This is a genomic window from Neobacillus camarae (assembly GCF_054950115.1).
In genome coordinates, this window is the sequence record NZ_JBUCKX010000002.1 from 499,180 (window position 1) to 518,082 (window position 18,903).

Genomic DNA, 18,903 nt, shown 5'->3' on the forward strand with positions numbered 1-18,903 from the left:
ACCGTGAGAGTCCTTTGTGTGGATGATAACGAAACTAAAGAAAGTTTTTGTGCAATGTACCGCTTGGATCCGGACCTTATTGATTTTACAAGCAGCTTAAACGGGGCACTGGAAGCCATCAGCAATCCGGCCAAACGGCAGCAATATGATTTGGTTTTGTTGGATGTTGATATTGAGGGGGACATTGATGACAGGTATAAACCGTATTTGCGCCGGATTGTGACCGAAGATAAACTGCGGCACATTGAAAGCGGGTATGGCGGTTTTTACCTGTATCTGTCCCTCCTGTATGAGGGGTTTTCGCCCAATCGCATCGGCTTTTTAAGCGCCTATATTGACTATCGCTATCAAAACCTGCCAAGCTTACCTATCCAGCCCCTCGAGGAGTTAAGGGAAACCATCACGGCCAAAAGCGGCCAGGCCCTGAAGCTGCTGGCGAATTTGAAGGATAGGGTGGATTTTACCCACTATCGCCAATTGGAAAATATGTTAAAGGCTTCAGCATGGGCCAAGGCGGAGGATAAGGTGATTTCCTTGATGGCGGAAGCGGAAATGGTAGAAAAAAGTACGGAGGAGGAAAATGCCGAACATATTAACGAAAACTTTGATGCTTTTAAAGAAGCCGGAGTGAACATTCCTGAAAGCAATCAATTCAGCAAGGCGCAAAACGAGGTGAAGCCTGATAGTGGTGATCAAGAGACCAATCTCACCCGCTGGATTAAAAGTCAAGACGAAAGTGGGTATTATCAGCTGCGCTATGGAATGATACAGGGCTGCCAGCATTGGATGGACCGATTGGATTATATGTTGCGGGAAAATGCCGCCAATATCGAGAGGCTGCACGACGACTATCGGCATGACAGGGACAAGGAAGGGTATATCAAGGCATTGGAAAAGGAATTGCTGGACAGCACCAGCCATCTGCAGATGTTAAAGTTCTATTCTTTTAACAATTTGCGGGACTATCAGGAACAGTGGTATGAGGATGGGACGGTTTCTTTTCCTTATAAATCCAGCGTTATCCGTGCCCGGTATGGGCTTGAGTACTTCAGGGATATGCTTGCCACGCTAAGGATGCTGTTGCCGGTGCGGGAACCGGTTGATAAAAAGGATTTGTATGTCCAAATCGTCAAAATGCTTACCCACCCATGGGAAGCGGCGAAGGCCTCATATCGGGATTATGTGCGTGAGCGGGAAGTGCTTTTTAATAACTGTATTTCTACTGTGGCAAAATCGGTCCGTAATTGGACGGCCCATTCAAGGTTAACGGATTTTAATGAGGAAGACGTTGCGTTTATTTTTATCATTATGATGAGGTCCTATTTCCATCAGGAGCTGCAACAAGTATTGCCCTACGAGCAGCATCTGTTGACTTACGTGCTGAAATACGATGCTGAGCGGCGCAGTCCCGAATTTAGGGACTTGAAGGAGAAGTTGGCGGTGTCGCTTGATAAGTTAAACCATGACAATATCCATTCTGTTACCGATATTAATATATCAAACTTATTTACGGAAATCGGCAAGTACAAGGATTGCCCGCCTGACTACCTCTACCGGATGTTCGCCCATGTGGCCCATTACCCATATATCAAATTCAAACTTAAACAGGAAGATGGCGAAAAAAACACTTTATTCATCAACTTCAACAACATCTGCACCAGCACACAAGAAAATGACATCTTCTCCAAATTGCTGTCCATCAGCATCGAAAATGGCTTAAAGGCGTAAGGATGACAGGTATCATCCAAAATCTGGATGGTGCCTGTCACCCCGTCACCTTTATCCAGTTATCGGTATGTAATTTGACGGGGACGATGGTTAGTTTTTGTTGCGGCATATGAAAAGCACCTCCTTAAATTGATACCTTGATCGTACCAGGAGTTGCTGCTGTTTTATATGCGTTGTTTGAATACGGGCTTACGGATATCTGGGGAAAAGGGTAAATTAACATTTTTTCATTAAAGAGAAAGATAACCTTAAATTCAGTTAAAAATCTAGTACAATGGAACCGAACTTAGATAATTTATTAGGAGAAGAGAAATTAAAAAGTATATTAATAGTCGACGACCAATTTGGTATTAGAATCATGCTTAACGAAATGTTAACGAAAGAGGGGTATAAGACCTTTCAAGCTGCCAATGGCAAACAGGCCCTGGAGATTCTGGAGAAGCAAGACATTGATTTAATTTTGTTGGATTTCAAGATTCCAGGCATGGATGGGATCGAAATTTTTCGCAGGGCAATCGCCAATGGTTATACCAAGCAGGTAATCACGATAAGCGCTTATTCGGACCCTGAGGATATACAGAATGCAAAGAAATTGGGGGCGAAACTCCACTTTCGAAAACCAATTGACCGGGAGGATTTGAGAGAGGCGATCGGGAAACTGCTGCCTTCTGGTGATGAGGCAGGAACTCCTCCGCAAAATAAAAGGGATGGTGTGACCGGAGTGATTGACCGTTTTGTCGGGGATATCGCTGTGATCAAAATGAATGGTATCATTAGTAACTTTCCTAAAGATATATTGCCGGATCGTGCAAAAGTAGGAGATTTGGTTACCATAAAGGTGTCTCTTTAAGTTTAAGGTTTGGCTGCTGGAAAGACTGAGTTTTGCGAATGTGGGTGATGAGATGAAAACTGTTAGTTATTATATTTCTGATTATGGCTACGGCCATGCTTCCCACAGTGTGGCCATTATTCGAGAGCTGTTGGCGCAGTCTGATGAAATCAAGGTCATTGTTTGCCATAGTTATGCCCTTGGTTTTATGAAGGAATCCTTAGCTCTTGAACCGAGGGTTGAGTATAGAGAGGTATCCACGGATATTGGCTATATATTGCAACAAGATTCTTTGGGGACTGATCTCACAAGAATGAATCTTACTTATGAAAAATACATGAAAACACTAGATATCTTGATGAAGGATGAAATGGAGTTTTGCCTACGTACCGGTGATGATGCCATTCTTTCTGACATAGTCGGATTCTCTTTCAAAGTCGCAAAAGAATTGGGGATTCCGTCTATTGGATATCAAATTTCACCTGGTATACAGCCTATAAACAATTAATTGAGGCAGACAAGCTTGAGGGTCTAAAACAGTTATATTCTCTGATGGACTATCATTTTGCACTTGCGGCCAGCCATAAACCCGATTGGGGGCAGAGTACGAAAAAACAGTTTGGATTTGTATCGCGTACGTATGATGAGAACATTGTGGAAAGGTTAAGAGTTGAACTAGACCCGACCGGTTCGAAGACGATTGTTTATTTTGGATTAGGGATGAAGATATTTATGGATCAGCTAAAGGAGTTGCCTTTATGGGATAGTCCGGATTGTATTTTTGTGGTATCGAGCAATGTGGAGGTCCATAAGGACAATGTCTATAAGATTCCAGAGGATTACACGGAATCTCAGCATTTTATTGCAGCTTCTGATTTGGTGATTACGAAAGCGGGATGGAGCACGATTGCCGAGGCGGTGAACTCAAACAAACCGCTGATTGTTTTGAACCGGAATCACATGGAGGAAGATCAGAATACGATTCAGTACTTAAAAGAACATCAAAGGGCGCAAACTATGGAATGGCAGGAGATTAAGAACTTAATTATTGAAAAGAACTTGCTTATGCAGGTAGACAATCAGAAATCTGCACATAGTTCAGTTAATGATTGTGGGAGAATTACCAAAGGGATAATTGATATCATATTTGGCGAATAAGAAAAGGGCCTCAAATTTCATTGTAAAATGGAATTATCTATCACAAGATGGTTATCATCACTTTGCTGGTTTTTTTCTGCCAATAGTAGGGAAGTGGTTTGCACCCAGCTTCCCTGATTTTTTCTTTTCAATCTTATAAGTCTCATTTATCCTTTTTGGGAAGAAAACTTTTGGAAATCCAACTGTCGTTACTATAAGAATTAATAGTATTGTATTTTTCATCTCACTTTCCTTAGTTATTACTAGTTACTACCATTAGGACTAGGGTTATTTTGATTCAAGTGCCATAAAGAAGAGAAAAGATTCTGGATTTTCACCACCTTTTAATTCATAACTGATTCCATTTTTCAAGGTGTTGTTATCTGTTCCATTTTGTACTTGATTATTAAAATCCAAAGAATTTTGAATAATTAACTGTCTATCCTCTACAGATAGTTGAGGATCAGCGATTCCAACTAAGTCTTGAGTTAATTCTTCATATTGTCTTATTAAAATTTCATTCATTTGGCCAACAGGAGGTGTAATAACCATAAATGGTAGAACCAAATGGTTATTTTGAACTTTTGCTGAAATCTTAAAGCCATTCCATCTAGCCATATAGAGAGCTATATCACCTTTTATTTGTGATATTTCACTATCATTTATATCGATCTTTCCATTTGACATTGTTCTAAATTCATCTTCAAACTGACTTTGAGTCCAACCGTTAATTCCAGAAGGTCTTAAACCGTTATAATTCCAAGCAATAATAAACAGAAGAAGTATTACTCCTACAGATAGTAGTCTATCTATGTCCTTGCCTTTTTTAGTTTTGGCTGGTCTATTCCAGAAATAATAGGCTGCAACAATAAAGATAGTTGCTATTATGCCTGCAATAGTGTTCTTTAATGTGATTTTATCCCAACCACCGTTAAACTTCCATGTTACGTAAGTTAAAAAAACTAGAATAACTATTATTATATCCCACTTGTTGAATCTCCTTTTTTTTACTTCCTCTCTCTTGGCTGTTCGGGTTGTTTCTAAACGCTCCATACTTTTCCTCCTGTTCTGGGTATCTCATTTTTGTTTCATTCTAAGGATTGCTTAACTGGACCTAATATCTTTTCATCAACAAATTCTTTGAGAATTTATTAAAACAATTCCATCGGGTGTTTATCTAGGACAAAATAAGAAAAGTCTCACTAGTAAGCTAACCGTTCAGTTGACACCAAGACAGATATCCAATAATTCCTTTCTTAATTGAAATCGTAATCATTATCTCTATGTCTTCTATAAGTAGGAAAATAATTCCTCTAATGTTCCTGCTTTTGTAAATCTTTCTATTTAGATAGATAATTAATATTTATGCTTGAAAATGGATATTACTATTTGCCTTTCAGACAAAGAGCATTGGAAGCATTAATGTCCGTGCATGGCATAAAAGTGATGATGGATTTGAAGCATCACTTCACATGGGGCCGTGCTGTATGATCATTCCTGGTCTTTTGATAATGGGGTAATCAGAATGGGATGGGCGACCAAAATGGGTTTAAAGTCGGCGGATATGCTTATAGTTTAACTGGAACACAAATCCGGTGCCCGTTCATACTGTTAGGTATTGTTTAGCTGTCAATAACGGGGCGAATGGTTTTTATGCGAACCATCAGCCTGGGCAAGCAGCTACTTGGACCAATAACACGACCTATAATAATGGTAATCCGCAATATAATGCGAATTTTAATATGCTGGAGCGCGTAAGCCCGACTGGTATAAACAACATCCCAGGTTATAGAGAAGTATTGCACAATAACTTTCTTATATGGGCGCTTAATGAGGGATGATAACAATCCGCCTGAAAGTGTAACGAATAATTCCTGGACCATTGATGGTGACTTGCAAGCACAAAGAGAGCCTAACTTTTATAGTTTCTGTGGAAGAGTCTCTCTTTTATAGATGTGAATGAATGATATTTGATCTAAGATTCAATAAAAAATTTTTTGTAAATCCTTCTAATCGTTCCAATTTCAGTGTCTGAAATAAGTCCATTCAAAAAACTAATTCTATTATGTTCAACCCTAAATCTTTCGACACACTCTACTCTAAAATATCCAACTTTGTAAATGTCTGAAACTAGACTACTTGGTATTTTTCCACTAACGATAATATTCCAATGTTCTTTATATCCCGTTTGAATACTAATCCATTCTTCCTCTTGTCCCCATTTGGGATAACATGTAATAGAGTTAGGGGGATTTTTAACTAATGAATCCGTTGACCTTAAAAAGTACCAAACAACATCAAGTAGTTCACTGCACTGATTAATACTTGGGGGTGATAAATCATCTTGTTCGATTTCATTCCTAATTTTTATCAGCCTTTCAAGAAGAAGTGGGCGAATAATTCCTAAATAACTTAGTTGTTCTAATGTTTTCTTTGGAAAAAGTGGGGGATTTATTTTTAGAAATGAGTGGATTTCATTAAGAACTTCAAGTCTTCTAATCACGGAGCGAATAAGCGCGTAAATGGCGTCGGCTAAATGCAGCTCATCATGATGATTGTTTAATATATTTTCAGCATGACTCCATAATTGATAGGAACGAATATCATGTTCATTGAGAAAAGATGAGTCAACTTCCCCTTTCCAGGATAATATTTCTTTTGAGATCCACATTTATCTTATCTCCTTTCATTGAAAATTATGGGACATTATTTGAATTTGGTATAATATAGGTGATTGAGTATTTCTTTAGTGGTGTGATATTGATAAAAATATATGATGGTGTTTATCAAAAAAATTACATGAAATAGATCAAGAAAAAATATATGCAATGATTGCTAGTTATTATGAGTAAAAAGGTTGACTCAGGAGGAGACTGTTTAGATGATTGTCCTTAAATTATTTATGAGACTATACAAGATAAAATGTAATACGGCAGTAAAGGAATTATATCTATGGTCGAGAGATGAGTTAATAAGAGAACTACACGCTTTGCATCAGTAGGCATTATTTAGATTAATTGAAATAGCGGCTGATATCACAGTTGACCTAGATGACAAATTTTTACAGTTTTACCAAAAAAACAAGATGTAGAAGATCGCAGTATCACATCAAAGAAGCGGGTGGCTTTACTCGAATTCATAGGGACCACCCCCCATACCTTTCTTAACTTTGATCTTCAAATTAAACTGTTTTTTCATCTTTACAATTGAGCCCCTACTTCCAAGACCGTTAGAATGGGACACGTAATTTGAATAACTTTATAAGAACAATTATTCTGTAAAAAATGAGTAAAACACAATTTGATGTCATAATTGAAGTGGAGGAAATATTGGGGAAGTACATATAAATAGTTAGCTGTTGTTTATATATATGAAGAGAATAATTTGGGAGAGGTATTTATGACAAATTCAATTATTGACATTTCAGAGTGGAAGTTTGTTAATAAAAACGTTTCCGGTTCAAAGGAAAAGCGATGGTACAGATCTATATTAAATAATCAATTAGCATTGTTTAAGTTACCCATTTCCTCAAAGAAGAAACAAGTGGGGAAACGTGGTCAGAAAAAATTTGTAGTGGAATCGGGGAAATTATTGGATTCAAAACCCATAAGGTTGATATCGCTGCCTTAAATATAACTTCTGATGTTATTGATTATTATGGTATAGATCCACAAAAAGTCTTAGATTGCAATAAAATCCATGGCTCATTATGCTGGTCATTCATAAATGAGGAAGAGGAGAGCTTGGTTGAAGGCGCCGATATGATAATGGATTTTGACCAAACGTATAATCGGGATATATTACAAGGAGAGAAAGAAATATATAATTTTGATTTGCTTTATCGGCTTTTCAGTAAATATTGTATAATTGATGAATTATTCAAAATGATTATTTTTGACACGTTAATAGGAAATACTGATCGTCATCAAGATAATTTTGGTGTTATACGTAATGAAAAAACTGGTGAACATAAATTCGCACCTTTATATGATAATTCTTCATCACTAGGAAGAGAATTTCCAACCCAAAAGGTTAAATTAATGTTGAGGGACCCAAATATGTTTAGCTCCTATATCTACGGGAGTAAATCAACTACTCTTCTCAGGTGGGGGCAAATATGGCATAAAAAAAGAATGAATATTTTTGTTTTTTATGATCTTGTAACGGAAAAGCACCCCGAAATTAAGGACTATATACCCCAAATTGAATCCTTAACTAATCAAGAAATACTTAATATTATTAATAATATCCCTCAAGTCGTAATGTCTGATTCGCATAAAGAGTTAGTCTATAAAATTTTGATAACACGGAGAGATAGAATTCTTAGTGAGGGGAATTAATATGAGTGAAAATTTAAAAGTAAATAAATTGTTAGTATCATGGCAAAGTCCAGTTTCCAAAAGAAATTATTTTGTGGGAATTTTAAAAAAAGATAATGAAGGTTATATGTTTAAATATAATAATAATTTTGTGGAAGATGCAAAAAAGGAGGGCTTTACACCTTTTATTGGATTAAATGATTTAAATAAGATTTACCGTAGCATTAAGCTTTTCTCCGTATTTGAAAGAAGATTGCCAAGTAAGAATCGGAACATCTTCAAGATGGTGGTTAGAGAACATCAGTTAGATAACAGTAACGATGTTGATTGGGAATACTTACGGATTACTAAAGGTCAATTGGCTACTGATTCATTATCATTCTTAGAGCCGATCATAATCTGTGGGAATAAGATTCATTACAAAGGTGAAGTTGCCGGTTCCGGTTGGACTTTCACAATGCAAAATAATCGAATGTTTTCAATGGGAGATCCTTTAGCTTTAAGAATAGAACCAACTAACATTGACGATACAAAAGCGGTAGAGGTTTAGATCCTACTAATAAATTTATTAGAGTAGGTTACATTCCAAAACCATACAACTTAGTTTTTTTTCAATTATTAAAAGAGGGGTATCAACTAAATGGTCGAGTCATTTCAGTTAATGAAGAAACCAAGCGTCCGACTATTTTAATTGATGCTATTGTTCCCCATGAAAGGATGAAAAGTTTTCACTATGAGTTTGTGGATTACGTGTAATTTAAAATTAACAAAATAGGTGACAGGCACTATCCAAAAAGTTTCTAGTTACTTGAGGATCTTGTTCCATTAAGGGCTGATAGTGACCTCCAAGAGGATCATGACCCTATTTGGAATTTCCTTGGATGGTGCCTGTTCTCTCGTTTGGTCTCGTTGCATTCCTGATCCAGTTACGAATCATTCCATCTCGTTTTCCAAATAGTTGTTTATAAAAGACACATGAGGTTTGAAAAAGGGTACTGAATACAAATCAGTGTCCCTTATTTTGTTTTGATTACTAGGACTAGAGGCGCCTTTCCGCAGCCTTTTATGACATACTACACATGAAATTAGTATATATAATGACATAGTTACCGTTAACAAAAATCCGGCTTCATATATTAATCAAAAGGCTGATGAAAATAAATATATGTAGAATTTTGTAGAATATAATCAATTCTAGATTAAGAAAAAAATTCTTGCAGGCAGGAGAACATTTGCTGAGGGATGTGGCATCAGTTTCCGGGGATAACCCGTTTTTCTCATTATCATCCAACGAGTTGGAAGCGCTCACTCAACTTGTTCAACCATTTGGAATTTCTAAACCCTTTTTAGTAGATGCTTTGACTGTGAACGGTCCGGAGCTATTAGGAGGAACGATTGCTGTACGATCCACGTTATTAGTAGGAAAAAGGCAGGACCCGGCAGCAGTGTCCCGGCTTTCAGGGGCGTATATTTTGTCGTCTATTTCAAGTGGAAATCCAGTATTATTTCTTATTGCAGCTGGCGGGTTAATCTATTCATTGGTAAAGAGTGAGAACAAGCAGGAAGCGTTGGTAATGGGAGGAAAGGTGCGAGTGTGTCCGGCGGGGCGGAGGGCTAGTCGTAGGACCCGTTTGGATTGGCTGCTTGGCCTCGGTTGCTGTTGCTGTAAGCTTAAACTATGCGCTTGAAAATCCGGGCAAAACCTTTATAAGAGTAAAAGAGATGATAAAACCTACTTCATCAATCCTTCGGAAAGTAACCTTAGCAATAGGGAGGTGAAACTGTTGGTTATTTCATACCAAAGAGAAATTTTGGAGTTGGAAGCCTTTCAATCCATATTTTCTGTAATCAAAAAAAGTGGATCCGAAAATGGGAGCGAACATTGAACAATCGCTGATTTCATCGGTACAAGAAAGTTATGCACTGCTAAGGAGTGCCAGTACGCGAGACCAAATGGAAATTGCCTTGATTAAGGAGCAGATTTTTATCCAGGCACAAAGCAGTCAGTATTTAAATATTACTGACGAAATATCGATGAAAAAAAATAGGCTGCTTGAATGCATGCCAAAGGTGTATCACAACTTTATGAATAATGTTGAACAGGAGATGCTCAAATTTTTTCAAAAAAAGACGGAAGCCATGTTTCAGGAAATTGACAAGGATGGTACATAGGGAACTATTGGTCTTGCAAACAAAAGTTTTGAAAATAAAAAGTGAAAAGCGAAATGCTTCTAATGATATAGCAGAGACGATTCGGAACTTTAAGAACGAGAATAAACTTGTTCTTTATAAATATGTGACCGAGATATTTAGAGAAAGATCGAGTGCGATTGCCGATAACATCATCAAAGAGCTAACAGCCTCCTTCTATAACCAAAATAATCTTGAAGACATGAACCGATTTAAAGGAGAAATAGAGGAATATCTTACCCAGGCGAAAAGTTTAGAATCAGAGCTGTTTATAGTTACATCTACATTTAATTGATAAAGAAGGGTCAAAGACACAAAGCCTTTGGCCTATTTTTTCGGTGGCTTTATTCAAGGTGTTTTTTTAAGAAGACATCATGGCTACCTTCCCCAAAAAGCAGCAGCCATAGACTAAAAACAAGTATTTGCCGGGATGCTTTGTCATCCCTTCATTCGTTCGGGAAGACTCTGGATCGACTGGACCACTAAATCTAGCTTTGACTCAATCCGGTAAAGCAAATAAAGGGTCACCACGATGGGGAAGCCCACTTCACTGATGAGCGGAATGATCTGTTCCACGAGCGTTCACTCCTTTCTCTACTAATCTTTTCATAAAAAAGGCCGGTTTCTGCTGAATCCGGCCTCTCCGTTTATTGCACCTTAAGCAAGCTCATACTCCACCACATTGCGGTCGATCACTTTTGCCCCTTTCGCCGCAACCAGCTTGCCGGTGCTCGATACGAATATGTCAGAAGCAATGATTTGCGCCATGGACAGCTTGACGACTTCCTCATCGACCGGTTCCTTCGGATTTTCAATCGTAAGGCGTGCTGTCTTTCCAAACTCTGTGCCAAACTCCAATTCCAGTGTTTTTGCCATTTTTTTCACCTCCCGTCGTTAGATTTTCCCTACGTCATTAAGCGATGATTTCCGAACTGTCGTTGCGCTCGACTTTGTTTAACTGGTCGTTACACAAAACAGAGAGAGCAGTGGCAGCTTGCCACAACTGGTCTACAGTGGCAGCCTTGGTGACATTGCTGAACGTCTTGGACCGCACGATTGGCTTGCCCTCATCGTCCATCCCAGTTTGGAAAACTAAACGAAGCTTTGTGGTTTCGAGTAATCCTTGTGCCATTTCGCCTCACCTCCTTTCACCTTTTATATATAGATTTATAGGTAAAAAGGACAGGTGAGAGAAAAAATAGGTGGTGTCAGGAACGATGATTCTTGTTTGACGGGATGGGTTAACCATAATATCTCCAAAAAATACGGAAAAATTTTTATACAAGATGAAAAAATTGTGCTATACTTGGTTTAGTTAATAAAACTTGGTTTACTATAGTAAACCAAACAAATGAAAGGGTTTTCTAAGTGGATAAAAAGTATTGGGTTCCAGCCATCGAAAGAGCAGAAAACATTTTAGACATCATCGCCAACAAGCCCAATCAATACCGGCTGATTGATCTTTCCAATACATTGAAGATCAATAAAAGCTCTCTTTATTCCATGTTAAATACCTTAGAAACTTTAGGGTGGATTAAGAAGGAAAGGGATGATACCTACTCTCTGGGAATGAGGATGGGAATATTAGGCGCCTTATATTTTAGCCAGTTTGATCTTATTGGTACATTCTCAACAGAAGCGGTTACGAGCGTAAATAAGTTAAACGAAACCTTCCAGCTCTCGGTTTTAGATGGTACAGATATTTTGTATATAGCCAAGAAAGAAGGCACATCCCCTGTAAGACTGGCCACCGATCCGGGAATGAAGTTCCCTGCACATGCCACCGCGATGGGGAAGGTTCACTTATCCAAATATAGTGTGGAGCAACTTCAAGCCCTATATGCTGGGAAAGAGCTTGAACCTAAAACAGCTCAGACTGTCAAAACATTGCAGGAGCTTTGGGAGCAAATGACTCCATTGAAGGAGAATGGTTACATCTTGGAAGACCAGGAAGCGGTAGAGGGATTTACCTGTGTTGCTGCGCCCATTAGAAATGTTGAAAATGAAATCATCGCTGCTGTGAGTGTCACCATGCCTGTGAGTCACTTTGAAATGAAGCAGGAGCAGGCGAAGAAGGAAATTGTGGACTTGGCAAGGAGAATTTCACATCGAGCGGGATATGTAACTTCTGCTAAATGATCAGAAAGGTTTACCGCTCTATGTAAAAATAAAAGGGAGAGATGAAGATGTTTAAAGGTATTTTTACACCAACCATTACCATACTGGATGAAAACGGAAAGTTTGATTTTCCCAAAATGGAAGTGCATATAAACCATTTAATTGATAATGGCATCAATGGGATTCTATTCTTTGGCAGTCTTGGTGAGTTTTTTGCTTTCAGCTTGGAGGAAAAAAAGCAGCTGGTTGATTTTGCTGTAGAAAAAGTAAATAAGAGAGTTCCTGTGCTGGTTGGGATTGGCGGCACGAACATGGAAGAAGTAATCGAATTCGGGCAGTACTGTGAGGAAGCAAACGCAGACGGCGTCGTGGTGGTATCCCCTTATTATTTTGGACCAACGGAAGCAGCAGGTGAACGATATTTTGGAAAAATCGCAGAATCCGTCAATCTGCCAATTATGTTATATAACTTTCCTGCAAGAACAGGAAGCGATTTAACTCCGGAATTAGTTTATACATTAGCGATGAAATATAAAAATATTGTCTCCATTAAAGATACAGTTGACAATATTAGCCACACTCGAAAAGTGATCCAAAAAGTGAAAAAGGAAAGACCGGATTTTACCGTTCTATCCGGATTTGATGAATATTATATCGTGAACCGTATTTCTGGCGGGGATGGGGTCTTATGTGGGTTAACCAATGTTGAGCCTAAGTTATTTGTGACCTTGCATGAAGCCTATGAGAATCAAGATTTTGCCACTGTGGAAAGATGCGGCAAGCAGATCTCTACTTTGATGAAACTCTATGATACGACAGATCTATTCATTACAGGAATCAAAGCGGCCGTAAAAGCCAAAGGTCTCGATATTTCAGCATTTACGAAAGAGCCGGCCATTCAATTAACGGAAGAACAATTTGAAAATATTAAGAGAATCATAGACGAAGCAAAAGAATTGGCCACTGTTTAAAGCAGGAGATCGAAGTTTTGCACGCAAAAAAATACGGAAATGAAAGCGATTCACTGCTCCGTTTTAGGCGAAGGATTTGTTCAATATTTTGTTACATTATTAGTCTGGTAATCTGCCTATGTAAGCGCTATAATAAAAATGTGGAACGGCGTACCACAATGTGGAACGATATAGTTTCCGATACGAGGTCGATCACTTTTTTACAAGCTGCAGCTTGCCTCAAAAATAGCAAAAAAGAAAAAGAGAAGTCAGAAATCTGGATCTGTGCTGGTGGGCAGGATAAAATGGAAAGCGCTTTAACAGAAGCCGCTGCTAGATTCAACTCACTGAAGGAACAAAAGAACAGCATGAATCAACAAAACATCTACCCGTTACACTTATTACAATCTTCTACTATTAAACAATGAAAGGTCAGGTAGACAACTATGAAAATCTTAAAATCGGTTGAAAAGATCCCTGGGGGTCTAATGCTGGTTCCATTATTTTTAGGAGCGATTATTCACACCTTTGCTCCGAAATCAGGCGAGTATTTCGGCTCATTTACCAACGGGTTGATGACCGGTACTGTACCAATTTTAGCAGTATGGTTCTTCTGTATGGGCGCGGGCATTAATATTAAAGCTACTGGTACGGTCTTAAGAAAATCCGGTACTCTTGTCGTAACAAAGATAGCGGTTGCATGGATCGTGGCTTATGTGGCCTCCCTATTTATTCCAGCAGCCGGAATACAGTCAGGCTTCTTTGCTGGATTCTCCGTTCTTGCAATCATTTCTTGTATGGATATGACCAATGGCGGCCTTTATGCTTCCATCATGCAGCAATACGGCTCTAAAGAAGAAGCCGGAGCATTTGTTCTTATGTCACTAGAATCTGGCCCGCTTGTCACCATGATGATTCTTGGCTCCACTGGTTTAGCAGCATTTGAACCACATACTTTTGTAGGCGCTGTCTTGCCTTTCCTTATTGGCTTTATTCTTGGAAACTTGGATCAAGACTTACGAGAATTTTTCAGTAAAGCAACCACTACCATGATTCCATTCTTTGGCTTTGCCTTAGGGAACTCGATTGATCTTTCTGTTATTCTCAAAACAGGTTTAGCTGGAATTCTGCTAGGTCTCATCGTTATTGTTATCACTGGCATTCCTTTAATGCTGACAGATAAATTCATCGGCGGCGGGAACGGAACCGCTGGACTAGCTGCCTCTAGTAGCGCTGGAGCCGCAGTAGCCAACCCAATGATCATTGCCAGCATGAAACCTGAATTTATGGATGTTGCTCAATCCGCAACCGCATTGGTGGCCGCTTCTGTTATTGTCACATCGATTTTGGTGCCGATTTTAACAGCGTACTACTCTCAGTATATGAAAAAGAGAAAAGGTGACCCATCATTGGCTTCAAAGAAAGCCACTGCTTGATCATTCAGGCAAGGGGCTGTCTAAAAAAGGAGTAAACCCCTTATTGGACAGCCCCTTTTTTAACATGGAAGGAGGATTATGATGAGTAGGATATTAACAGTGGGAGAACCCATGGCCCTTTTTGTAGCAGAGAAGGAAGGTCCCCTAGAGGATGTTGAACGGTTTGACCGCTTTGTCGCAGGTGCGGAGGTCAATTTTTCGATTGGTATGTCACGGTTAGGCCATGAGGTCACTTATATGACCCAATTGGGAAATGACCCATTTGGCCGAAACATTGAAAAATTTTTAACGCAGAATGGCATCGATACTACATACGTGAGCTATGATGCTAATTATTCAACAGGCATGCAATGGAAGCAAAAGGTATTATCAGGAGATCCGGAAGTGTTTTCGTTACGAAAGGGTTCGGCTGCTTCTCATATGAGTCTGGAGACTATTGCCAACCTTGACTGGGATGGGTTCGACCATCTTCACTTAACGGGGATTCCACCAGCCCTGTCCACAGGCTGCCGTGAGATGGTCTATGAACTGATGAAGCAGGCCCGGGACAGAGGGGTGCAAATATCCTATGATCCTAACCTGCGTCCAGGGTTGTGGCCTGACAAACAGGAGATGGCACGGGTCATCAATGATTTGGCGTGCCGTGCGGACATCGTCCTGCCAGGCATTGGCGAGGCGGAGCTGCTCACGGGATATAGCGACGTTCAAGAGATTGCGGCTTTCTATCATGCCGCCGGGGTTAAAACAGTGGTGATCAAACTGGGAACCAAAGGGGCATTTACGAGTTCACTAGGAGAGCCATTCTACACAGATGTTTTCCCTGTTGAAAAAGTCGTGGATACGGTTGGTGCCGGAGATGGATTTGCTGTCGGTGTCGTGAGTGGACTTCTTGAAGGACTTTCTATACAAGAAGCTGTGAGGCGCGGTGCTGCAATAGGTGCTCTTGCCGTTATGGCACCGGGGGATAACGATGGTTTACCTGACCGGGATGGTTTGGAAGCATTTATGGAAAAAAGCGTCGTCAAGTGATTCCGTAAGTAAAGAAGACCAATTGGTTTTCTTTACTTTTTCATGGACCGCTATTAAAAATAAGGCTCTTTTATAACTGAATGGTGATTGTACTGTGTTTGCAAAATAAACGGAAAAATTCCGTTTAAATTGGGAAATATCCATATTTCCTTAAAAATAAAGGAAGCATTTCCGCTTAAATTATCCAAATCTTTGGATTTTGCTTTATTTGGAGCAGTTAATCGGAATATCTCCGCTTATATCTGTTTCTTAAGCATCCTATATATACAATAGCCGGAAATTCTCCGTCTATAAATTCTCATACTACTCGAAAATCAACAATGATAACAGTGCCAAAAATAAAAGAGGTATCCCCTTAGAGAATACCTTCTGGCTTAGGAACCGAATATCCTAAGTGCTTGGAAATGGCCAAACTGTAGTGTTTCATAATCGGGATGAACTTGTCATGGATGATTTCCCTTGTCACCCGGTTCGTAGGACCCGATAGGCTAAAACTGGCAATGATATTCCCTTTATGATCATAAATGGGGGAAGCAATACACCGGAGAACGACTTCATTTTCTCCATCGTCGAGGGCATATCCTTGTTCTTTCACTAATTCAATTTCTTTGAGCAATTCCTCTTTCGATGTAATCGTGGTAGGTGTCTTTGGCTGGAAGTTCATGTTGGCGATCACCTGGTCCAATTGAATGGGATTCATCCCTGAGAGTAATATTTTTCCGACTCCGGTACAGTACATGGGGGCCCGGCTGCCGATATAGGAATACATCCGAACGGGCTGATTGCTTTCGATTTTATCAATGTAAATAACCTGCCCTTGGTCTTCAATGCACAAGTGAATGGTTTCGTTTACCTCTTGACACAGTTGTTCCAAAAACGGTTTGGCGATGGCGATGATATTGTTGTTATTTAATAGGTTTCTTGATAGGTAAAGAACTTGTAAGCCAAGTTTATACTTGTCTGTCTCGGAATCCTTTGCGACATAGTTCATGCTGGATAAAGTGGCTAATAGTCTATGTATCGTGCTTTTCGTTAAACCAACCTGTTCAGACAGTCTTGCAATCTGGAGGCCATCGGGATATTCCGCAAGTTTATTTAAAATAGTCAGGGCTCTTTCTAGCGATTGAACATTGGACATGGTGGTTCCCTCTTTTGTTTTTATGGCTGGTACATTGAATATCACAATTAAGAACATTGTGTAAGTTCATCATACTGTATGCGTTTTCATTTGTAAAACAGAAATCAGAATTCTCGATAATTTGTAACAAGTTTATAGGCAATAGGAGTTTATTAGAAGGCTCTGCATATATTGATTTAGGTGTTTGAAAAATAAACGGAAAAATTCCGCTTAAATTGGGAAATACCCATATTTCCCTAAAAATAAAGGAGGTTTTTCCGTTTATATAATCCAAATTTTTGGATTTTGTTATATTTGGAGCAGTTAAGCGGAATATCTCCGCTTAAATCGGCTTTTTCAGCTTCCTTTACAAACTTAGCCGGAAATTCTCCGTCTATGAATTCTCATACCTACTCGAAAATCAACAATGAATAAAATTGGAGGATGACATGATGATTACAACAAAAAAGATACGGTTACATTAAACAATGGTGTAAAGATGCCATGGGTGGGATTAGGAGTTTTTAAAGTTCACGATGGAAATGAGGTCATTTCTTCCGTTAAGGCAGCGATCCAAAACGGTTATACCAGTATTGATACGGCAGCCTTTTATCAAAATGAAGAAGGAGTCGGACAAGCGATTCGAGAATCGGGCGTTCCCCGCGAACAGTTGTTTATCACGACAAAGCTTTGGAATACGGACCAAGGGTATGAATCTGCTCTAAAAGCTTTTGATCAAAGTCTTAACAAGCTCGGACTGGATTATTTAGATTTATATTTGATTCATTGGCCTGGCATCGACAAGTATAAAGAAACCTGGAAAGCTTTCGAAAAACTATACAAAGAGGGACGCGTCCGGGCCATCGGGGTCAGCAACTTCCAAATTCATCACTTGGAAGATTTAATCCGTTCTTCAGAAGTGAAACCAATGGTCAATCAAGTGGAATTCCATCCGCATTTAACGCAAAAAGAACTGCTTGCTTATTGTCAAAAGGAAGGAATTCAATTAGAAGCATGGTCGCCTTTAAAACAAGGGCAGCTTTTAAATGAGCCTGTACTAAAGGAGATTGCCCAAAAATATAGGAAATCGGTTGCTCAAGTTATTTTGCGCTGGGATCTTCAGAACGGGGTAGTGACCATACCAAAGTCGATTAAAGAACATCGAATCATAGAGAATGCGGATATTTTTGATTTTGAATTGTCTGATGAGGACATGAAAAGGATGGATGGGCTCAATCAGGACAGCCGCGCCGGTTCGCATCCTGACACCATGAGAGTAGGGTTTATTTAAATCCTTTGCCTCCATCCGGTAAAGCAAGTATAGGGTGACCACGAGCGTTTACTCCTTTCACTACTATACTATTAATAAAAAAGGCCGGTTTCTATGGGGAAGCCGGCCTTTCCTTTTTTGCACCTATGCGAGTTCATATTCCACGACATTGCGATCGATGACTTTTGCCCCTTTCGCCGCAACCAGCTTGCCAGTGGATGATACGAATATATCGGAAGCAATGATTTGCGCCATGGATAGCTTGATGACTTCTTCGTCGACCGGCTCTTTCGGATTTTCGACTGCAATCCGGGCTGTTTTTCCAAACTCTGTGCCAAATTCCAATTCCAGTGTCTTAGCCATTTTTTTCACCTCCTATCGTTAGATTTCCCCCGAGTCATTAAGCGATAATTTCCGAACTGTCATTGCGCTCGATTTTGTTTAACTGGTCGTTACACAAAACAGAGATCGCATTGGCAGCTTGATACAACTGGTCGACTGTGGCAGCCTTTGTGACATTGCTGAATGTCTTTGACCGCACGATTGGCTTGCCTTCATCATCCATCCCGGTTTGAAAAACTAAACGAAGCTTTGTGGTTTCAAGTAATCCTTGTGCCATTTCGCCTCACCTCCTTTCACCTTTTATATATAGAGTGATGGGTGGAAAGGACAGGTGATAGAAAAAATATTAGACCGTAATCAACTTCCTAAAGAGTTCTCATATGGGGGACAAATCTATAAAATGGAAGCGTAAACTGTCCCATATTCGCATATAAAAAA

24 protein-coding genes and 1 pseudogene are annotated in these 18,903 nt (G+C 39.5%); 17 read left to right on the plus strand and 8 right to left on the minus strand.

Translation table 11 applies throughout. The features are described from left to right. Window positions 1-3 precede the first annotated feature (3 nt). The 4 genes and pseudogenes from ACY8D0_RS10130 to ACY8D0_RS10145 all read left to right on the plus strand — a co-directional run bounded on the left by ACY8D0_RS10130 (window position 4) and on the right by ACY8D0_RS10145 (window position 3,715). Window positions 4-1,728: a response regulator gene (locus ACY8D0_RS10130; RefSeq protein WP_462410389.1), complete on the plus strand. Its 1,725-nt coding sequence runs from the start codon at window positions 4-6 to the stop codon at window positions 1,726-1,728. 274 nt (window positions 1,729-2,002) lie between these two features. After that, window positions 2,003-2,395, plus strand: a pseudogene (locus ACY8D0_RS10135) (response regulator); the annotation flags it as partial. A 235-nt stretch (window positions 2,396-2,630) separates the two neighbouring features. Further along, a complete protein-coding gene (locus tag ACY8D0_RS10140) occupies window positions 2,631-3,065 on the plus strand; it encodes a glycosyltransferase family protein (protein ID WP_462410390.1) in 435 nt (144 codons plus the stop codon). A gap of 44 nt (window positions 3,066-3,109) precedes the next feature. Then, a complete protein-coding gene (locus tag ACY8D0_RS10145) occupies window positions 3,110-3,715 on the plus strand; it encodes a glycosyltransferase (protein ID WP_462410391.1) in 606 nt (201 codons plus the stop codon). Between the two features lie 267 nt (window positions 3,716-3,982). Here the strand turns inward: ACY8D0_RS10145 and ACY8D0_RS10150 are convergent, their stop codons facing one another. Beyond that, window positions 3,983-4,747 carry a hypothetical protein gene (locus ACY8D0_RS10150; protein ID WP_462410392.1) on the minus strand — a complete coding sequence of 255 codons (765 nt, stop codon included), beginning with the start codon at window positions 4,745-4,747 and terminating at the stop codon, window positions 3,983-3,985. A 542-nt stretch (window positions 4,748-5,289) separates the two neighbouring features. Between ACY8D0_RS10150 and ACY8D0_RS10155 the strand changes: the two genes are divergently transcribed. Continuing rightward, window positions 5,290-5,535, plus strand: coding sequence for a right-handed parallel beta-helix repeat-containing protein (locus ACY8D0_RS10155; RefSeq protein ID WP_462410393.1), 246 nt, complete (start codon window positions 5,290-5,292; stop codon window positions 5,533-5,535). Window positions 5,536-5,669: 134 nt separating this feature from the next. On the opposite strand, the gene ACY8D0_RS10160 is transcribed toward ACY8D0_RS10155, so the two are convergent. Beyond that, on the minus strand, window positions 5,670-6,365 hold the full coding sequence (locus ACY8D0_RS10160; protein WP_462410394.1) for a hypothetical protein: 696 nt from the start codon (window positions 6,363-6,365) through the stop codon (window positions 5,670-5,672). A 728-nt stretch (window positions 6,366-7,093) separates the two neighbouring features. Between ACY8D0_RS10160 and ACY8D0_RS10165 the strand changes: the two genes are divergently transcribed. The 6 genes from ACY8D0_RS10165 to ACY8D0_RS10190 all read left to right on the plus strand — a co-directional run bounded on the left by ACY8D0_RS10165 (window position 7,094) and on the right by ACY8D0_RS10190 (window position 10,498). Then, window positions 7,094-7,324: a hypothetical protein gene (locus ACY8D0_RS10165; RefSeq protein WP_462410395.1), complete on the plus strand. Its 231-nt coding sequence runs from the start codon at window positions 7,094-7,096 to the stop codon at window positions 7,322-7,324. 113 nt (window positions 7,325-7,437) lie between these two features. After that, window positions 7,438-8,034, plus strand: a complete 597-nt coding sequence (locus ACY8D0_RS10170) for a HipA domain-containing protein (protein ID WP_462410396.1) — start codon at window positions 7,438-7,440, stop codon at window positions 8,032-8,034. Window position 8,035: 1 nt separating this feature from the next. Next, entirely contained in the window at window positions 8,036-8,563 is a 528-nt protein-coding gene (locus ACY8D0_RS10175; RefSeq protein ID WP_462410397.1) for a hypothetical protein, read from the plus strand. A gap of 682 nt (window positions 8,564-9,245) precedes the next feature. Then, window positions 9,246-9,701 (plus strand): hypothetical protein, encoded by a 456-nt coding sequence (locus ACY8D0_RS10180; RefSeq protein WP_462410398.1) that lies wholly within the window; start codon window positions 9,246-9,248, stop codon window positions 9,699-9,701. A gap of 181 nt (window positions 9,702-9,882) precedes the next feature. Beyond that, window positions 9,883-10,185, plus strand: a complete 303-nt coding sequence (locus tag ACY8D0_RS10185) for a hypothetical protein (protein WP_462410399.1) — start codon at window positions 9,883-9,885, stop codon at window positions 10,183-10,185. Continuing rightward, complete coding sequence (locus ACY8D0_RS10190) at window positions 10,175-10,498, plus strand: hypothetical protein (RefSeq protein ID WP_462410400.1); 324 nt, start codon at window positions 10,175-10,177, stop codon at window positions 10,496-10,498. The genes ACY8D0_RS10185 and ACY8D0_RS10190 overlap by 11 nt, the downstream gene beginning before the upstream one ends. A gap of 143 nt (window positions 10,499-10,641) precedes the next feature. Here the strand turns inward: ACY8D0_RS10190 and ACY8D0_RS10195 are convergent, their stop codons facing one another. The 3 genes from ACY8D0_RS10195 to ACY8D0_RS10205 form a co-directional block, all read right to left on the minus strand. Further along, a complete protein-coding gene (locus ACY8D0_RS10195; RefSeq protein ID WP_042462125.1) occupies window positions 10,642-10,779 on the minus strand; it encodes a YvrJ family protein in 138 nt (45 codons plus the stop codon). Window positions 10,780-10,860: 81 nt separating this feature from the next. Next, complete coding sequence (locus ACY8D0_RS10200; protein ID WP_462410376.1) at window positions 10,861-11,079, minus strand: DUF2922 domain-containing protein; 219 nt, start codon at window positions 11,077-11,079, stop codon at window positions 10,861-10,863. A gap of 37 nt (window positions 11,080-11,116) precedes the next feature. Then, on the minus strand, window positions 11,117-11,335 hold the full coding sequence (locus ACY8D0_RS10205) for a DUF1659 domain-containing protein (RefSeq protein WP_462410401.1): 219 nt from the start codon (window positions 11,333-11,335) through the stop codon (window positions 11,117-11,119). A 236-nt stretch (window positions 11,336-11,571) separates the two neighbouring features. Here ACY8D0_RS10205 and ACY8D0_RS10210 point away from each other — a divergent pair, with 236 nt between their 5' ends. The 5 genes from ACY8D0_RS10210 (at window position 11,572) to ACY8D0_RS10230 (ending at window position 15,736) form a co-directional block, all read left to right on the plus strand. Next, window positions 11,572-12,342, plus strand: coding sequence for an IclR family transcriptional regulator (locus tag ACY8D0_RS10210; RefSeq protein ID WP_462410402.1), 771 nt, complete (start codon window positions 11,572-11,574; stop codon window positions 12,340-12,342). Window positions 12,343-12,389: 47 nt separating this feature from the next. Further along, a complete protein-coding gene (locus ACY8D0_RS10215) occupies window positions 12,390-13,292 on the plus strand; it encodes a dihydrodipicolinate synthase family protein (RefSeq protein WP_462410403.1) in 903 nt (300 codons plus the stop codon). A gap of 17 nt (window positions 13,293-13,309) precedes the next feature. Further along, window positions 13,310-13,699: a hypothetical protein gene (locus ACY8D0_RS10220; RefSeq protein WP_462410404.1), complete on the plus strand. Its 390-nt coding sequence runs from the start codon at window positions 13,310-13,312 to the stop codon at window positions 13,697-13,699. 18 nt (window positions 13,700-13,717) lie between these two features. Next, window positions 13,718-14,707 carry a 2-keto-3-deoxygluconate transporter gene (gene kdgT / locus ACY8D0_RS10225; RefSeq protein WP_462410405.1) on the plus strand — a complete coding sequence of 330 codons (990 nt, stop codon included), beginning with the start codon at window positions 13,718-13,720 and terminating at the stop codon, window positions 14,705-14,707. Between the two features lie 81 nt (window positions 14,708-14,788). Continuing rightward, the gene (locus tag ACY8D0_RS10230) at window positions 14,789-15,736 is read left to right on the plus strand and encodes a sugar kinase (RefSeq protein WP_462410406.1); all 948 of its coding nucleotides are present in this window, start codon (window positions 14,789-14,791) and stop codon (window positions 15,734-15,736) included. 355 nt (window positions 15,737-16,091) lie between these two features. Here the strand turns inward: ACY8D0_RS10230 and ACY8D0_RS10235 are convergent, their stop codons facing one another. Next, window positions 16,092-16,874 carry an IclR family transcriptional regulator gene (locus ACY8D0_RS10235; RefSeq protein ID WP_462410407.1) on the minus strand — a complete coding sequence of 261 codons (783 nt, stop codon included), beginning with the start codon at window positions 16,872-16,874 and terminating at the stop codon, window positions 16,092-16,094. A 478-nt stretch (window positions 16,875-17,352) separates the two neighbouring features. Here ACY8D0_RS10235 and ACY8D0_RS10240 point away from each other — a divergent pair, with 478 nt between their 5' ends. Next, complete coding sequence (locus tag ACY8D0_RS10240) at window positions 17,353-18,144, plus strand: aldo/keto reductase (protein ID WP_462410408.1); 792 nt, start codon at window positions 17,353-17,355, stop codon at window positions 18,142-18,144. 123 nt (window positions 18,145-18,267) lie between these two features. Here ACY8D0_RS10240 and ACY8D0_RS10245 read toward each other — a convergent pair whose 3' ends face one another. After that, window positions 18,268-18,486, minus strand: a complete 219-nt coding sequence (locus tag ACY8D0_RS10245; RefSeq protein WP_462410409.1) for a DUF2922 domain-containing protein — start codon at window positions 18,484-18,486, stop codon at window positions 18,268-18,270. Window positions 18,487-18,523: 37 nt separating this feature from the next. After that, window positions 18,524-18,742, minus strand: coding sequence for a DUF1659 domain-containing protein (locus tag ACY8D0_RS10250; protein ID WP_462410410.1), 219 nt, complete (start codon window positions 18,740-18,742; stop codon window positions 18,524-18,526). Window positions 18,743-18,903: the final 161 nt, after the last annotated feature.

Excerpts from the sequence above, each read along its gene's own strand:
- ACY8D0_RS10140 (WP_462410390.1), top strand. The coding sequence starts at position 2,631 with ATGAAAACTGTTAGTTATTATATTTCTGATTATGGCTACGGCCATGCT.
- ACY8D0_RS10145 (WP_462410391.1), top strand. The coding sequence starts at position 3,110 with ATGGACTATCATTTTGCACTTGCGGCCAGCCATAAACCCGATTGGGGG.
- ACY8D0_RS10150 (WP_462410392.1), bottom strand. The coding sequence starts at position 4,747 with ATGGAGCGTTTAGAAACAACCCGAACAGCCAAGAGAGAGGAAGTAAAA.
- ACY8D0_RS10160 (WP_462410394.1), bottom strand. The coding sequence starts at position 6,365 with ATGTGGATCTCAAAAGAAATATTATCCTGGAAAGGGGAAGTTGACTCA.
- ACY8D0_RS10165 (WP_462410395.1), top strand. The coding sequence starts at position 7,094 with ATGACAAATTCAATTATTGACATTTCAGAGTGGAAGTTTGTTAATAAA.
- ACY8D0_RS10175 (WP_462410397.1), top strand. The coding sequence starts at position 8,036 with ATGAGTGAAAATTTAAAAGTAAATAAATTGTTAGTATCATGGCAAAGT.
- ACY8D0_RS10185 (WP_462410399.1), top strand. The coding sequence starts at position 9,883 with ATGGGAGCGAACATTGAACAATCGCTGATTTCATCGGTACAAGAAAGT.
- ACY8D0_RS10190 (WP_462410400.1), top strand. The coding sequence starts at position 10,175 with ATGGTACATAGGGAACTATTGGTCTTGCAAACAAAAGTTTTGAAAATA.
- ACY8D0_RS10200 (WP_462410376.1), bottom strand. The coding sequence starts at position 11,079 with ATGGCAAAAACACTGGAATTGGAGTTTGGCACAGAGTTTGGAAAGACA.
- ACY8D0_RS10205 (WP_462410401.1), bottom strand. The coding sequence starts at position 11,335 with ATGGCACAAGGATTACTCGAAACCACAAAGCTTCGTTTAGTTTTCCAA.
- ACY8D0_RS10215 (WP_462410403.1), top strand. The coding sequence starts at position 12,390 with ATGTTTAAAGGTATTTTTACACCAACCATTACCATACTGGATGAAAAC.
- kdgT (WP_462410405.1), top strand. The coding sequence starts at position 13,718 with ATGAAAATCTTAAAATCGGTTGAAAAGATCCCTGGGGGTCTAATGCTG.
- ACY8D0_RS10230 (WP_462410406.1), top strand. The coding sequence starts at position 14,789 with ATGAGTAGGATATTAACAGTGGGAGAACCCATGGCCCTTTTTGTAGCA.
- ACY8D0_RS10235 (WP_462410407.1), bottom strand. The coding sequence starts at position 16,874 with ATGTCCAATGTTCAATCGCTAGAAAGAGCCCTGACTATTTTAAATAAA.
- ACY8D0_RS10240 (WP_462410408.1), top strand. The coding sequence starts at position 17,353 with ATGCCATGGGTGGGATTAGGAGTTTTTAAAGTTCACGATGGAAATGAG.
- ACY8D0_RS10245 (WP_462410409.1), bottom strand. The coding sequence starts at position 18,486 with ATGGCTAAGACACTGGAATTGGAATTTGGCACAGAGTTTGGAAAAACA.
- ACY8D0_RS10250 (WP_462410410.1), bottom strand. The coding sequence starts at position 18,742 with ATGGCACAAGGATTACTTGAAACCACAAAGCTTCGTTTAGTTTTTCAA.